Origin of the sequence: Amycolatopsis vastitatis (genome assembly GCF_002234595.1) — a bacterium.
Lineage (GTDB): Bacteria > Actinomycetota > Actinomycetes > Mycobacteriales > Pseudonocardiaceae > Amycolatopsis > Amycolatopsis vastitatis.
In genome coordinates, this window is the sequence record NZ_NMUL01000053.1 from 58,174 (window position 1) to 72,758 (window position 14,585).

Sequence of the window (14,585 nt, forward strand, 5' to 3'; positions counted from 1 at the left end):
GGGCGGTCGGATACAGGGACTTCTGGGGTGCGGAGCCGCAATCGGGACTACGCCGAATGCCGGGCTCTACGCCATCGCATGGGTCAAGTGGTATTCACGCAATTCCGGCGAGCGGGCGGCGGGGCCGGAGGACCGTCATGGAGTCGGGTGCGGCAGCTTCTCGATTTCGGCTCCTCAATCCCTGCGACGGTCGCTCCGGCACCCTAGCGCCCATCTTTCCCGTGCGTAAGGGGCAATTTCGCCGTGGCGGCACTTCGCGAGGCCCCGGCGGTTCCGGAAAGTCAATTCCCAACGGTGATCGACATGGACATCGGTCACATGTGACAGGGGTGATCGCCGGGGCGTCCGGAAAATGTCGACCCGGATTTCGCTGAATGGCCGGGTAATTGATTTCTCGACGGAGAATGGCTCAGGGAAGCTGGCCGCCGTAGTCGGGCAGCTTGAACGTGCGTTCGGCGTGGCCGCCCGCGAGGTCGGAGTCGTTGTTGCCGAGGTTGGCGACGATCGTGTAGCCGTCGGCCTCGATGTCCGCCCGCGCCGCGGTCTTGTACTTCTGCAGGTCGAACAGGTCGCCGAGGCCGGTTTCGTAGACCCCGGCGTACTGGTAGCCGACCTTGGTCAGGTTGTAGCGGGTGACCCAGTCCTCGATCTTGAGCCGGCCGGTGACGAAGAAGACCGTGGCGCCGTGCTGGACGGCGTACTGGGCGACCCGCAGAACCGGGGCCACGGCCGGGACCTCGGCCAGGGACGGGTGGTAGTTGCTTTCCAGCGACGTGTTGTCGATGTCGAGCACGATCGCGGGACGGCCCGAGCCGGGCAGCCGGTCGCGCAGGTACGCGGAGGCCTGGTCGGCGACCGCCGTGACGTCGGCGATCCAGGTCGGGTAGGGCGGAAGAGCCGCGGCGGCTCGGGGAGTGGCCGCGACGGCCTGGCCGGGCAGGGCGAGCAGCCCGGTCAGGACGGTGCCGGCCACGGCAAGGGGGACAAGGGTGCGGAAGCGGGGCATCGGGGGCTCCTCGTCGTCCGGTTGAAGGCGAAACTTCTTCACGTTCGCCGGAGGAGCCTACCGCGCTGATCGCCGAAGCGGGATGGTCGGAACGGGCTATGTGTCGCCCTCGCGCAGGGAATGGATCATGCTCCGCAGGATCCGGAACGCGGTCGCCCGGTCAGCCTCGGTCAGCCCGGTCAGCATCCTGACCTCGACGGACCGGACCGCCGCGCTCGCCTTCTCCAGGCTCCGCCGTCCGCGAGGCGTGAGCCGGGTGGGCAGGGCCTTCCCGACGGGTGCCTCCGTGGGCCTGGTGACCGAGCCGTCTCGTTCCAGGGCCTGGAGCAGCACGTTCATCGTCTGCCGGGTCACGAACGCGCCCCGCGCGAGTTCGGAGTTCGACAGACCCGGTCGTTGGGCCAGCAGTTCGAGGCAGGAGTAGTGCGTGATGTTCATCCCGAGCGGCCGCAGCACCTCCTCCATGGCGACGCGGAGGGCGCTCGACGCCTCCTTCAGCAGGTAGCCCAGTGACGTCTCCAGGTCGACTCCGGCACCGTCTTGACTCATGTCAGCATTCTGACATAGGTTGGTCCGTGTCAGGAACCTGACACGACGAGAGGACCACGATCATGCCTGCCACCGGCCCCGACTTCATTTCGCTCCAAGCGCGCGACCTCGGCGCGTCACAGGCGTTCTACGAGCAGTACCTCGGCCTCGTCCGCTCGCCGGCCGGGCCGCCGCACGCCGTCGTCTTCGACACGAAGCCGATCGCGTTCGCCCTCCGCGACGTCGTCCCCGGCACCGATCTCGACGCCGCAGCCCAGCCCGGCATCGGCGCCGCGATCTGGCTCCACGCCACGGATGTCCAGGCCATCCACGACGCGCTGGCCGCCGACGGTCACCCCATCGTCGCCGCGCCGATCGACGGCCCCTTCGGCCGGACGTTCACCTTCGCCGACCCCGACGGCTACCGGATCACGCTCCACGACCGCGGCTGATCGGGCCTGCCGGGCGGACGAGGATCTCGTTGACGTCCACTGTGGACGGCTGGCCAGAGCGTTCGGGCGGGATGCCGCCGGTGTCCACCAGGCCGGGCTGGATCAGGGTGACCCGGACGCCGGTGCCGACGCATTCGGCGCGGATGTTCTGGGCCAAGCCGGTGACGGCCCACTTCGTGGCCGAGTACAGGTTGCCCGGCCGGACCCCGCGGCCCGCGGCCGAGCCGGTCAGGACGAGGTGGCCACCGGATTCGGCCAGTGCCGGGAGGGCGGCACGGTGCCGATGCTCTGAGGAAATTTCCCCCTCGGCCGGAGACGGGTGTCGAATCGCGGGTGAGCCGTTCGTGGAGGGGGTGAGCGGCCGCCACGAGGGCGCCGCCGAGGACCACAGGGGATGAAGATGTCGCACCCGCAGCCCGTAGCCCGCCGCATGTACGACCTGGTCGAGCCGATCGGCATGCTGCCCTACTTCGCCGACGAGTCGGACGAGGCCCTGATGGCGCTGGGCCTGCGCAACGTGTGGGACGCCTACTTCGCCGGACGGGCCGCGCCGTTCGGCCGGTCGGTGCCGGCGGAGGTGGTCCACGCGGCTTTCTACAACTTCGCCCCGGGCGAAGTGGCCCGTCACATCCCGCGGGTCTGGGACCTGACCACCCCCGAGGCGGCGCTGGCCGCCCGCGAGCGGGGCTGCGTCGCGGGCATGCGGCGGATCCTCGGCGAGCACGCCGACGACCCCGCCATCAAGCGCGCCGGCGACCTTCTCATGCGGGCGGCGACCAGCGCACCCGTGGAGGGCCGCGCCCTCTACGCGGCGCTGCGCGCGCTCCCGGTACCGCAGGAGCCGGTGGCCCGGCTGTGGCACGCGGCGACCCTGCTGCGCGAACACCGCGGCGACGGCCACATCGTCGCGCTGATGGCCGAGGGCATCGGCGGGACGGAGGCCCACGTCCTCCACGCCCTGTCGGTCGGCACGCCCGCGGAGAAGTTCGGCCGGGTCTGGCACCTCCCGGCCGCGCAGCTGACCGCGGTCGTCGACGGGATGCGAGCCCGCGGCCTCGTGGGCACCGATGGCTGGCTCACCGCCGAGGGCCAGGCCACGAAGGAACGGGTCGAGGCGCTGACCGACCGGCTCGCGGAAGCGCCGTACAACGTGCTGGACCCGAGTGAGCTCGACCGGCTCATGGCCGACCTCGAACCGATCGCGGCCGCCCTGCGGGCGGAGTTCCCGTGGTAGCGGGCGCCACGCGTCGGGGCGATGCGCCCCAATGTGGCGTTGGTTGCGTCTGACGCACCCAATGTGGCGTTCGGTGCGTTGGACGCACCGAACGCCACATTGGGGCGCATGGGACACACGGCTCAGCGGCGTCCGAGCCGGTCCTGGCGCGGGGGAATGCCGTGGTCGCGCCGGTAGATCGCGTCGCAGTGGTCGCATTGGCGGGGGATGGTGTGACTTCGGCGTTCGCTCAACGGCATGAACGTCGCGGTGTCGGCGATGCCGCACAGCGTGGTGATCGCCTGTTCCGGCTCGAGGGCTCCCGCGAGGCGGTGCCATTCGCCGTTGATCACCGGGTGCACCGCCTGCGCGTCCACGTAGATCACCGCGGTCATCGTGACGCCCGGAACAGCGTGTGGTCGAGCGCTTCGCGGTGCAGGCGGCCGAAGGTGGCCCGGTAGCGTTCTACCGTGCGCGGGTCGCCGAGGTAGATCCGCGCGTGCTCGTGCCGGATCACCACCGTGAACGTGCTGGACGTCGTTTCGTAGATGCTGAAGCCGTGGCTCGTCTCGGCTGTGCAGGACCCGGCGGGAACGGCCAGGACTGTGACGTGCTGCGGAAGCCCGCCGGCCGGCGCCGCTTCGCCGACCAGGACGACGTGCCGGTAGCCCTGCGGACGGTCGGCTGCACGGACTTGCGTGACCTCCGGAAGGCCGTGTGGTGCCCACTCGAACACGCGAACCGCGTGGTTTTCGTAGACCTGCTGCAGGTTCGTCGCGCCGATTTCCTCGACGTAGCTGGGGCGGTCGCTCTGCTGATGGAGCTTCAGCAGTTGCTCGTAGTCGGCCGGTTTGGCGTGCAGGTAGCCGAGGATGAACGCCGCTGCCTCGGCCGGTGGACGGCGGGTGCCGAGTTCCCATGCCGAAAGCTCGGCCGCCGTGAATCCCAGCGTCCGGGCCAGCGCCCGCAGGCTCGTTCCCCGGTCGGTGCGCAGCTCCCGGAGCATGGTGCCCAGCAGCAGCAGGGCCGGGCGCAGTGGAGTGGTCGTCATGCCGGTTCTCGTTCCGTGCGGGGGAAGTGGCGCGGCGCCGCGACGATCCCGGCGTCGATGTCGTCCGCGTGCGAGCGGAGCAGGTCGGCCAGCTCCTCGGCCTGGTCGGCGAATTCGCGCTGTTCGGCCGGGGACGCCGTGGTGTCGGCCAGCCGGACGGCCAGCACGCCGATCCGGCTCTGGGCCGCGCGGAGGAGGTCGACGAGGTGGTGGGTGTCGCGGGGCATGGCCACTCCGGGTGGTGCCGGCCGGTCCGAAAAGGACAGCCGGCGCAAGCCGGCCAGGACACGGCACAGGAGAACGAATGTCGGGTGCTCGGCGATCCGCAGATCGGTTTCGGACGGCCAGGCGGCTTCGTCGGGCAGCACGTCGTTCACCACCTCGGGGCCGGCTCCGACGGGAACGGACGTAACTGTGCGGGTTGACCCGCGTCGGTGACACAAGGCCACGACCCGGTTCCGGTTCGCTACCGTTGCGGTGCCGGGCCCAGCAACGCCCGGCACCGGCGGCTTCCTCCCCGGACGTGGTTTCCCTCCAGTCTCCACGGCCCCGGGGAGGAAGCCGCTCACCGGGGAAACCCGCGGACGAGGGCGAACGACCTGTCGTAGCACCGCCGGATCACCTCCCCGGGATCGAGACCCAAGGCGTGGCAAAGGATCGCGAACGCGATGAGGGGCATCGCGCGGCTGCCGCGTTCCCAGTGACCCAGGATGGCCGGGCTGTAGCCGACGCCGCTCGCCGCGAGGACCTGAGCCCTGGACCAGCCGCGCGACCTCCGCTCCGCCAGCAGTTCCGCCGCGAGGGTGGCCAGGAACCGGCGCGTGGCCGCGGTGACGACGGTGCCGCGCGGTGGGTGGAGCGTGGGCGGCTCGGCTTGGCAGGTCTGTCCACTCGGGACTGTGCCGGTTTCCTGGAAACTCCGCACCCAGCGCCGGATCGTCGTCGGCGAAACGTTCGCCACGGCCGCCGCGTCCGCCTGGGAGTGGCCCTCGTACCAGCGCCGGACGGCGGCCGCGCGGGTGCGCTTGCCGCTGTCGGCGTCCCGCGCGGCGACGGCGAGCGCGTGGCGCTGACGGCTGGACAGCTCAGGGCGCCCGCGGTGAGTCGTGGCGTGGCTCATGCGTCCCTCCCGAGGTGGTGAACCAGTGCTGCGTTCACCGTCGCGCAAACTTGCATGTCATGCAAGCGGTACGCCGTGTAAATTTACACAGACGCCCGATCGGGTGACCGTGCAAGTTGACGGGGCTGCCGTAGGCTCGGCGGCGATCGACGAGAGGAGCCTCCGTGGCCGACGAGGTCAAAGCGAAGACGCCGGGCGTTCGCATGCGGCGGATCGCCCGCACGATCCTGGCCTGGCGGATCGAGAGCGGTCAGGACCAGGTCGAGGTCGCGAAGGCGGTCGGCTGGTCGAACGCGAAGCAGTCGCGGATCGAGACGGCCAAGCTCGCGGTCACCCCGGTCGACGTGATGACGCTGGCCCTGCACTTCGGCCGGCCGGCGGACGAGCGGGACGCCCTGTTCCGCGATGCCCAGACCGCCCAGAGTTCGCGCTGGGTCGAGCAGATCTCGGCCGACGCCTTCGCGGCCGACGTGCGCGACTACGTGGCGCTCGAGGCCGAAGCTTCCGGCGTGCGGATCTTCAAGATCGATGTCGTGCCCGGGCTCTTCCAAACCGAGGGTTACGCCAGGGCGATCTCGAAGCTGGGGTCGGCGCCGGACGATGACCAGTACGAAGAGCGAGTGCAGGCGCGCATCCGGCGGCAGGCTCGGCTGCAGGACGAAGCGCCGCTCGGCGTGCGGTGTGTGCTGACCGAAGCCGTGCTCAGACTCCAAGTCGGCGGCCGCGAAGCGTGGCTCGAGCAGCTCCGCCGGATCGCCGAGCTGATGGAGCTGCCGAACGTCGACATCAGGTTCCTGAAGAGTGCGAACGGCGCCTACCGCGCCATGGGCTACCCGTTCAGCGTCCTGGGTTTCGAGGACAACGAACCGGACATCGGCTACATCGAGCTGCTCGGCACCGGTGTGTACCTTGAGAAAACGGCCGAGGTCCAGCCGTACGTCGAAGCTTTCGAGGAACTCTGGACGTCGGCGGAGGAGCCGGACGGATCCCGTGAACTGCTGAGGGAGATCATCGGAGCGGCCGGATGAGCAAAAGACTGGAGACTGACGTTGAACAAGACGCAATTGCCGGAGGCGGTGTGGCGGAAGAGTAGCTACAGCGGCGAAGGTGGCAACGAGTGTGTCGAGGTGGCGATCCTCGGCGACGGCGCCGCCGTCCGTGACTCGAAGGACCCACACGGCGGGTTCTTCGTCATGCCGGACGCCGGCTGGTCGGCGTTCCTGACGAGCGTCGCGAAGTAGCAGGGCGGGCGAGCACCGGGGCTGGCCGGTGCTCGCCCGCGCTGGATCAGTGCCAGGGCGTCACGGTGTTCGCGACGACGAGCGGGGCGAGCTGCACCCAGTCGACGTTCGGACCCCAGGCGGCCGGGTTGCCGAAGGTGAGCGCGCCGCCCTTCGTGGCCAGGTCGATCGGTGAGGTCTCCGGCCAGAAGCCGTCCCAGGTGTAGTTGTGGCGGTAGGGCGCCTTCGTCACCGTGCCGCCCGCTTCGGTCGCCACCAGGGTCCGGGTGATCGTGTCCGTGTTGTACGGGTGCCCGGTGTTCTTCTCGGCCTGCGCGTAGGCGACGGTGAGGTCGTACTGACCGGGACCGCCGGTGCGCGGGATGGTCAGCGTGCCGCCGTTGCCCAGGTAGCCGACGTAGGAGCCGCCGGACGCCCAGGGGCCGGTCGCCGTCGCCGCTCCGCCCGCGAGCTGTCCCGCCTCGGCCTCGACGCGGACCGCGTGCCGGTCGGCCGCCGCGTCGCGCACCTGGGTGAGCGTGCCCGCGATCAGCGGCGTGCGGCCCTCGTTGGACAGGACGGCCTCGGTGACACCCGCCTTGAGGAACACCGTCGTGCTGCCCGACCAGACTCCGATGCCCGTCGCGGTCAGGTCGCCGCCCGCCACGCGGCGGCCGGACAGCGTGAGCCCGAGCGTGCTGCGGCCGACACCCGCCCAGGACGTCGACAGGCGGTAGTAACCGTCTTCGGCGGCGGACAGGTACGTGGTCACCTTCTGTCCCGCGGCCAGGACGACCGCGCCGGGCGCGAGAACCTGGAGCGCACCCGTGCCGTGGTCGACCGTGCCCCCGGAGCGGCGGGCGTCGGCGAGCGGGTACTCCGCCCGCTCGGGGCCGGTGACCTCGGTCAGGTCGAAGCGGTCCAGCGTGACGTCGGACGAGCCGCCGAGGAACCCGCTCGGATCGGTGGTGCGCAGCGAAACGCGGTGCTTGCCCGCGCTCAGCGTGAGCGGCGTGTCCAGCCGGCCCCGGTAGGTCCAGTTCAGCGTGGCCGGCAGGGTCAGGGTGCGGACGTAGGTGTCGTCGACGTACAGCGCCAGCCTGCCGACGAAGGCGTTGGTGCCGTAGAAGACGCCCAGCCGGTACGTGCCGGCACGCGGGGCGTCGACGTCCACGGTGTCGCGGGAAGCGGGGGTGTTCATGGACCCGACGTCCTTGCCGCCCGACGTCGTGTAGCGCATGGCCATGTCCCACGAACCCGACCCGTCGTCCTGGACGTAGACCCGGGCGTTCTCCACGGTGCCCGACTCGGCTTCGTAGCTCGCCTGCCACGGTGCGGTCGCCGTGGGCGGGGCGCCGAGCCCCGCGGGCGTGACGACCACCTGGTACGCGGCCAGCGGGTCGCCGCCCGGCACGGAGATCGTCGCCTTGCCGTCCTGCACGCGGACCCGGGACGCCGCCACGATCGGCGGCTGCTGGGCGTCGCCCTCGTAGCCCGACCAGGTCGACTTGGCGATCCGGACGTCCACCCGGTCGCCGAAGACCTTCCGGTCCAGGCCGGTCAGCGCGACGTCGACCGTGTCCGCCGAGCCGCCGAGCAGGACGGTCGCCTTGCGGTCCTGGCGGTTCAGGGTCGCCAGGCCCTGCAGCGAGTCCCGGGTGTCCGGCCGCGGCGGCGTCACGCGCACGGTGTCGCCGGACAGGTCGGCGTACCACTTCGTCAGCCACCAGCCGCCGTTGGCGCGGCCGGTGCGCACGGCGTTGTCGCTGAGGTTGCCCGCCAGCGACCAGTACGCCAGCTGACCGTCCACTTTGGTGTCTTCGAGCATGGTGATCCACTGGATCAGCCGCCCGGGCACCGAGGTGTCCTGCCGGTCGGCGTACTCGTTGATGGTGATCGGCCGCGGCGAGATGCCGAGCGAGCGTTCCATGGCGCGGTAGTCCGCGTAGTGCCCGCGGTAGGTGGCCGGTGAGTCGGGGCTGAGCTCGTGCCAGGTGGCGATGTCGGGCAGCACGTTGTTGGCCTTGGCGTAGGTCAGGAACTCACGCAGGTGGTCGGCTCGGTACCCGGTTTCGCCGATGCCGGCGATCCGGGCGTTCGGCAGGACCGACTTCACCGTGCGGTAGACCTTCGTCCAGTCGGCGAAGAACTGCTGCTTCTTGTTCGCCCAGTCCGAGTACCAGTTCCCGTCCGGTTCGTTGAAGATCGTCCACACGAACCGGTCGCGGTCCGGCCGCTTCGCCACCTTGTCCAGCTGGGGCTTGAGCCGCGCGATGTAGTCGTCGACGCCGAGGTCCTGGTACGGCCAGCGGCTGTAGACGTCCTGGGCGTAGATGTGCACGTCGGTGCCGCCGGCGGCGAAGAAGCCGTCGGCCACGGCCAGCGCGTCGCCGTTGGGGTGCTGCTCGCCGTCGGGTGCCTTCTGGGAGATGGTCCGCGGGTGCATCCCGGCGATCAGGTCTTGCGACGGGACACCGGGATCGCCGAGGCCGTAGAGGATGCCCGTGGCGCCGCCGTGGAAGGCGCCCGTGGACGAACCGAGGTCGACGCGCAGCACAGCCGCAGCCGCAGTCGCGGGCGCGCCTTGGGCGGTGGCGGGGGACAGCGTGGTGAACGCGAGGACGGCGACTGCCGCCCCCGCCAGGATTCGTTGTCGCATCAGCACTCCGCTTCGCTGGGGAGGGGGTTCACTTGACGGCGCCGCTGGTGATGCCCGAGATGATCTTCCGCTGGGCGACGGCGAGGACGACGATCAGCGGCAGGCTCATCAGCACCACGTAGGCGAAGATGAGGTGCCAGTTGTTGAGGTAGAGCCCCGCGCTGGCGACGCGGAAGAGGTTGAGCGGCAAGGTGTCGAGCCGCCCGCCGACGACGAAGAAGGCGTAGAAGACGTCGTTCCACACGTAGAGGCAGATGAGGATGGTGGCGGTGGCCAGCGCCGGTCGCAGCAGCGGCAGCACGATGCGCCGGAACACCGTGAACGGACTGGCGCCGTCGATCTGGGCGGCTTCCTCGAGGGACACCGGGATGGTCCGGACGAACCCCGTGACGAAGAAGATCACGGTGGACAGGTAGATGCCCATGTAGACCCCGATCATGCCGACGGCGCTGCCCGCGAGGCCGAGCTGACGCAGCAGGAGCACCACGGTGACGACGGCCGGGGGCAGCACGATCCCGCTGATGCCCAGGGCGTACAGGGCGGCGTTGAGCCGGGTCGCGCGGCGGGCCAGCACCCACGCGGCCATGGAGCCGAACGTGAGGACACCGGCGACCGTGGGCACGACGATCAGCAGGCTGCCGAAGAAGGCGGCCGGGACCTCGCCCTCGACCCAGACCTCCCGCAGGTTCCCGAACAGCTGCCAGTGGCTGGGCAGCGAGAGGTCGGGGTTGAGCGCCTCGCCCTGGGACTTCCCGGCGGTCACCACGACGAGCCAGAGCGGGATCCCGATGAGGACGAGGACTCCGATCGTGGTGACGACCGGCTGCAGCCTCGTCCAGAAGCGCGCGTCGCTGAGGCGGGCGGTCACAGGATCTCCTCTCGCTTGCGCAGGGTGCGGATCACCGGGAAGGCCAGGAACGCGACGAGCAGGAACAGCACCAGGCTCATCGCCGTCGCCTGGGCGAACAGGCCCTGGCCGAAGGTGCGGTAGATGAAGATGTTGAGGATCTCCGTCGTGCGGGCCGGGCCGCCGCCGGTGGTGGCCTGGACGACGTCGAAGCCGTTCATCGACCCGAGCAGCGCGGTGGCGACGTTGAACGTGACCGCCGGCGCCAGCAGCGGCGACTTGACGACCCAGAACGTGCGCCAGCGCGAGGCGCCGTCGATGCGGGCGGCTTCGAGGATGTCTTCCGGGACCGTCTTGAGCCCGGCCAGGTAGATGAGCATCGACAGGCCCATCCACTTCCACGCGTGGATCAGCGCGACCACGACGATCGACCAGGTCGTGTCCCCGAGCCACGCGTAGTCGAACGGGCGCCCGAGCACCGCGCCGATCAGCCCGTTGAGGCTGCCGTGCGGTTTCAGCAGGGCTTGGAAGATGTACCCGACCGCGAGCGCCGACATCAGCACGGGGATGAGGAAGCAGATCCGAGCGACGCGGTTGAGCCGGTTGTCGCGTTCGAGCAGGACGGCCAGCGCGAACCCGAAGACGTTCTGGAAGACCGCGACCAGCACCGCGTAGACGAGCGTGATCCGCACCGCGCGCAGCAGCGTGCCGTCCGAGGCCAGCTGGGTGAAGTTGTCCAGCCCGGCCGGGTTGATCGAGCTCTTGAACCCGGACCAGTCGGTGAACGCGTAGACGAAGTTGAACAGCGTCGGCAGGAAGAAGAAGACGAGCAGGATGGCGAACGCGGGCGCCAGGAACCACATCGGGTGCGTCCGCTTGCCGCGGGTGCTCGTGGGCCGGGCGCTCGCCCGTGGAGCGGGCCGGGTGACCGGCCGCTCCACGGCGAGCGTGCGTTGTGCGGTGGACATTGTGCTCCTCGCCGGGTCAGAAGCCCGGGGCTCCGGCCGCCTTGGCCAGCTGGGCGAACTGGTCCTGGGTGGCCTTGGCCACCTGGTCCGGCGTCATGGTCCCGGCGATCATGTCCGCGAGGTTGATGTAGAGGTCCGGGTTGGCGACGGCCAGCGCCTGCATCGAACCGACCGCCGTGGGCAGGGACTTGTGCACGTCGAGCAGGGCCTGCGGCACGCCCGGCGGGTTGGCGACCGACGGCTCGAGCGAGATGGTCTTGCGGTCGGCGACGAACCCGGCGTAGCCCGGGCCCATCCAGTACGCCAGCAGCTGACGGGCCGCGGCCTCGCGCTTGGCGTCACCGGTCCGGAAGGCGACCAGGGCGTTCGTCTGGTCCGGGATGAAGGTCCCGACCTGACCGGACGGCGCGATCGGGAAGAAGCCGATCTTCTTGTCCAGCGTCGCGGTGTCGGCCTTGGCCTGCAGCTGGCTGAAGAACGAGTTGACCTGCACGGCCATCGCAGCCTTGCCGTCGAGCAGCGCGGCGCCTTGGTCCTCCAGCTTGGCGGTCTTGATGTCGGCGTTGAAGAGGCCCTCGTCGATCAGCGCCTTGTACTTCTTGATCGTGTCGAGCACGACCGGGCTGGTGAAGGTCTCCTGCTTGGAGTTGATCTTGTCCCAGAGGCCGTTCTTGGCCGCGTCGGCCAGCTGAACCTGCACCCACCACTGCGTCGCCCACCGGTCGCCGCCCATTTCGAAGAACGGGGTGACGCCCTTGGCCTTGAGCGCGCGGGCCGCGGTGACCATGGCGTCGAACGTCTTCGGCGTCTCGGTGATGCCGTTGGCGGCGAAGACTTCCTTGTTGTAGTAGACGCCTTCGACGGCCGGGCTGGTGATCAGCGCGGCGTAGCGCTTGCCGTCCAGCAGGCCGGTGATGTCCTTCAGGTCCGGCGCCAGCTTGCCGAGCCACGGCGCGTCGTCCAGCGGCTGGAGGTTGGTCTTCGCGTTGATGGCCGTCAGCATCGACGCAGTGGGCTGCCAGAACGCGAGGTCCGGCTTGTCGCCGGTGGCCACCTTCGTCTGGATGCTCTGCTCGTACGGGTCGGGGATCGTCACGACCTGGACGGACGCGCCGGTCGCCTGCTCGAAGGCGGCCACGACCTGCTTGGGCACGGTGTTGCTGTTCTGCGCCGCCCAGACGGTCAGCTTGACCCCGTCGAGCTTCGCGGCCGGGTCGGGCCAGGTGACGGCCGAGGCGTCGGCGGGGGCGTTCGCGGACGGGTCGCTGCAGGCGGCGAGGCCGAGCGTGAGCACAGCGGCGGCGACGGCGCTGATCCATTTCTTCATCGTGGGAGATCCTTTTGGTGGTGGGGTTTAGCCGGCGACGATGCGGAAGAGCCGCGCGGACGCGGTGGTGTGCGGGGTGGGGGTCAGGGTCAGGGAGCCGGTTCCGGTGTCCCAGTCGACGGTCCAGGCGGGCAGGTCCCGCGGGTAGCGGACCTCGATGTGGACGTGCCGGGATCGCAAGTGGGGCAAGGACAACGTCACGGGTCCGGCGTCGCGCCCGCGCCGCCACACGGCGAGATGGGTGACGTCACCGGAGCACAAGGCCAGGCTGAGCCACGGATCGCTCCACCCGGGCAGGCCCAGCGGCCACAGCGGAACCGCCTTGTTCAGTCCTTTGCGGATCTCGTGGTACGCCTCCACCGCGGAGCGCACGGAAGCTCGCTGCTCGGCGGACATCAGGTCGAGGCGCCCGGACAGGTAGAGGCGGCCGAGCAGCCCGGTGCACACGGTGTAGGCGAAGTCCTCGTCCGCCATGTCCGGTTGCGGGTAGGCCCAGCTGGCTGACTGCTCCGGCAGGACCGACAGCGGGGCGGCCACGGCGATCGGCGGGTAGCGCAGGTAGTCCTGCTGGTCGCTGGTGGACTGCAGCTGCATCCGGGAGAGCAGCGCGTAGTCCATGCGCATGGCGCCCGACGCGCAGTTCTCGAGGATCAGCCCGGGATGCCGGTCCAGGACGCCGTCCAGCCAGGCCAGGTGCGCCCGGTTGTGGGCGAGCAGCCCCGCGCCGACGCTGTCGGCCGCCAGATCGGTGCCCGCGCCGGGGTCGACGTTGTAGTCGAGCTTGAAGTAGCCGACCCCGAGGTCTTCCACCAGCCGGTCGACCACGCCGTCCAGGTGCGCGACGGCGCCCGGGTGCCGCAGGTCCAGGACGTATCTGTCGTGTTCGACGAGCCGGACCCCGCCGCGCTGGAGGAAAGCCGCGTCGGGCAGCTTGTCCGCCATCGGGCTGCGCACGCCGATCACTTCCGGCTCCAGCCACAGGCCGGGAACCATGCCCCGCTTGCGGATCCGGGCGAGGACCTCCTGGATGCCTTGGGGGAAGCGGGTTTCCGACGGCTGCCACTCGCCGACGCTGTCCCACCAGCTGGTGCCGTTGTCGTACCAGCCCGCGTCGATGCAGAACACTTCCGCACCGGCCGCCGCGGCGGCGTCGACGAGCGGAAGCAGCTTCTCCGTGGTGGGGTCGCCCATCAGCGTGTTCATGTAGTCGTTGAAGACGACCGGCAGCGCGGACCGGTCGCGGTGCGGGCGGACGAGTTCACGCCGGTGCGCGGTGAGCGCGGCGACCGCACCGTCCAAACCGTCCACATCGGACACGGCAACCGACACCGGGACCGTGGTGAAGGACTCGCCGGGCCGCAGGGTCTGGTGCCACTGGTGGTCGATGTCCGTCGGCCCGAGCAGCGCGAGGTACGCGCCGTCCCGGCGTTCGCCGACCTCCCACCGCCAGGCGCCGTTGTGCTCCACCTGCCACAGCCAGGCCTGCCCGGTGCGGCGGTCGACGAGCCCCCCGGACGGCAGGTGGGTCCCGGTGGACCAGGTGCCGGTGCTGACGGCGGCGAACCGGCCGCGGCCGTCCTGGCCGTGCAGCCCGAGGTTGAGGTCGGGCAGGACGTCGTCCCGCAGCGGATGGCGCGTCCACCGGCCTTCACCGAGCCATTCGCTGTCGGCCCGCAGCAGGTCGACGTCTTCGATCCGCGCGCCGGGGAAACCCGCGGCGAAGGAGGTCACGCCCTGCAGCAGCACGGGTTCCTGGCCGTGGTTGGTCACCGTGGTCGTGACGCGGCAGGCGGCGACGCCGTCGACCGACCGGAACGACGTCCGCGCGCTCAGCCCGGTCCGCTCGTCCCGCGCGTCGATGTGCAGTTCGCGCCACTTCCCGTCCTCGCCCCGGATCGAGCCGGTGTAGACCAGGCGCCTGCCGACGGCGGTCTCCGAGAACCGGTGCGAAGCCCGGGCCCGGCCTTCGCCGGCGACCAGCAGTTCGACCAGCGGCTGGCCCGCCCGGAGGTCGCCCTGGGCGCTGCCGTCGGCGCTGCCGTCGGTCAGGCTCCGGAGGGCGACCGGGCCGTCCGGGGACACGTCCACGACGAGTTCCAACGCCGAGTGGCCCCAGGCCACGGTCGTGGCCGGTTCCGTCGAGATCACCGTTGCTCCCTATCACGCGGTTGGCATTTCTGCTGTTCACGACCTA

At 70.4% G+C, this 14,585-nt stretch carries 15 protein-coding genes and 1 pseudogene; 4 read left to right on the forward strand and 12 right to left on the reverse strand.

Annotated features, from left to right (window positions below):
• Positions 1-409: 409 nt before the first annotated feature.
• Together CF165_RS40645 and CF165_RS40650 are read right to left on the reverse strand one after the other, a co-directional pair.
• A complete protein-coding gene (locus CF165_RS40645; protein WP_093952906.1) occupies positions 410-1,006 on the reverse strand; it encodes an HAD family acid phosphatase in 597 nt (198 codons plus the stop codon).
• A 96-nt stretch (positions 1,007-1,102) separates the two neighbouring features.
• The gene (locus CF165_RS40650; RefSeq protein ID WP_093952907.1) at positions 1,103-1,555 is read right to left on the reverse strand and encodes a MarR family winged helix-turn-helix transcriptional regulator; all 453 of its coding nucleotides are present in this window, start codon (positions 1,553-1,555) and stop codon (positions 1,103-1,105) included.
• A gap of 62 nt (positions 1,556-1,617) precedes the next feature.
• On the opposite strand from CF165_RS40650, the gene CF165_RS40655 reads away from it, so the two are divergent.
• Entirely contained in the window at positions 1,618-1,986 is a 369-nt protein-coding gene (locus tag CF165_RS40655; RefSeq protein ID WP_093952908.1) for a VOC family protein, read from the forward strand.
• Here CF165_RS40655 and CF165_RS40660 read toward each other — a convergent pair.
• Positions 1,964-2,263 (reverse strand): annotated as a pseudogene (locus tag CF165_RS40660) (SDR family oxidoreductase); the annotation flags it as partial. The gene CF165_RS40655 and the pseudogene CF165_RS40660 overlap by 23 nt on opposite strands.
• Before the next feature lie 123 nt (positions 2,264-2,386).
• Here CF165_RS40660 and CF165_RS40665 point away from each other — a divergent pair.
• On the forward strand, positions 2,387-3,220 hold the full coding sequence (locus CF165_RS40665) for an SCO6745 family protein (RefSeq protein ID WP_439098543.1): 834 nt from the start codon (positions 2,387-2,389) through the stop codon (positions 3,218-3,220).
• Positions 3,221-3,342: 122 nt separating this feature from the next.
• On the opposite strand, the gene CF165_RS40670 is transcribed toward CF165_RS40665, so the two are convergent.
• The 4 genes from CF165_RS40670 to CF165_RS40685 form a co-directional block, all read right to left on the reverse strand.
• Positions 3,343-3,594 carry a hypothetical protein gene (locus CF165_RS40670; RefSeq protein WP_205661119.1) on the reverse strand — a complete coding sequence of 84 codons (252 nt, stop codon included), beginning with the start codon at positions 3,592-3,594 and terminating at the stop codon, positions 3,343-3,345.
• A complete protein-coding gene (locus CF165_RS40675) occupies positions 3,591-4,250 on the reverse strand; it encodes a helix-turn-helix domain-containing protein (protein WP_093952910.1) in 660 nt (219 codons plus the stop codon). Before CF165_RS40675 ends, CF165_RS40670 begins: the two co-directional genes overlap by 4 nt.
• Positions 4,247-4,627, reverse strand: coding sequence for a hypothetical protein (locus tag CF165_RS53025; RefSeq protein WP_240522027.1), 381 nt, complete (start codon positions 4,625-4,627; stop codon positions 4,247-4,249). The genes CF165_RS40675 and CF165_RS53025 overlap by 4 nt, the downstream gene beginning before the upstream one ends.
• A gap of 188 nt (positions 4,628-4,815) precedes the next feature.
• The gene (locus CF165_RS40685) at positions 4,816-5,370 is read right to left on the reverse strand and encodes a helix-turn-helix domain-containing protein (protein ID WP_093952911.1); all 555 of its coding nucleotides are present in this window, start codon (positions 5,368-5,370) and stop codon (positions 4,816-4,818) included.
• Between the two features lie 164 nt (positions 5,371-5,534).
• Here CF165_RS40685 and CF165_RS40690 point away from each other — a divergent pair, with 164 nt between their 5' ends.
• Together CF165_RS40690 and CF165_RS40695 are read left to right on the forward strand one after the other, a co-directional pair.
• On the forward strand, positions 5,535-6,398 hold the full coding sequence (locus CF165_RS40690) for a helix-turn-helix domain-containing protein (RefSeq protein WP_240522028.1): 864 nt from the start codon (positions 5,535-5,537) through the stop codon (positions 6,396-6,398).
• A gap of 21 nt (positions 6,399-6,419) precedes the next feature.
• Positions 6,420-6,611 (forward strand): DUF397 domain-containing protein, encoded by a 192-nt coding sequence (locus tag CF165_RS40695; protein ID WP_093952912.1) that lies wholly within the window; start codon positions 6,420-6,422, stop codon positions 6,609-6,611.
• A 46-nt stretch (positions 6,612-6,657) separates the two neighbouring features.
• Here CF165_RS40695 and CF165_RS40700 read toward each other — a convergent pair whose 3' ends face one another.
• The 5 genes from CF165_RS40700 to CF165_RS40720 are packed head-to-tail and all read right to left on the reverse strand — an operon-like array spanning position 6,658 to position 14,539.
• Entirely contained in the window at positions 6,658-9,249 is a 2,592-nt protein-coding gene (locus CF165_RS40700; protein ID WP_143268790.1) for a carbohydrate-binding protein, read from the reverse strand.
• A 28-nt stretch (positions 9,250-9,277) separates the two neighbouring features.
• Positions 9,278-10,117 carry a carbohydrate ABC transporter permease gene (locus CF165_RS40705; protein WP_093952914.1) on the reverse strand — a complete coding sequence of 280 codons (840 nt, stop codon included), beginning with the start codon at positions 10,115-10,117 and terminating at the stop codon, positions 9,278-9,280.
• Positions 10,114-11,064: a carbohydrate ABC transporter permease gene (locus CF165_RS40710; RefSeq protein WP_205661120.1), complete on the reverse strand. Its 951-nt coding sequence runs from the start codon at positions 11,062-11,064 to the stop codon at positions 10,114-10,116. The genes CF165_RS40705 and CF165_RS40710 overlap by 4 nt, the downstream gene beginning before the upstream one ends.
• A gap of 16 nt (positions 11,065-11,080) precedes the next feature.
• The gene (locus CF165_RS40715) at positions 11,081-12,391 is read right to left on the reverse strand and encodes an ABC transporter substrate-binding protein (protein WP_093952915.1); all 1,311 of its coding nucleotides are present in this window, start codon (positions 12,389-12,391) and stop codon (positions 11,081-11,083) included.
• Positions 12,392-12,418: 27 nt separating this feature from the next.
• A complete protein-coding gene (locus tag CF165_RS40720; RefSeq protein ID WP_205661121.1) occupies positions 12,419-14,539 on the reverse strand; it encodes a glycoside hydrolase family 36 protein in 2,121 nt (706 codons plus the stop codon).
• Between the last annotated feature and the right edge of the window lie 46 nt (positions 14,540-14,585).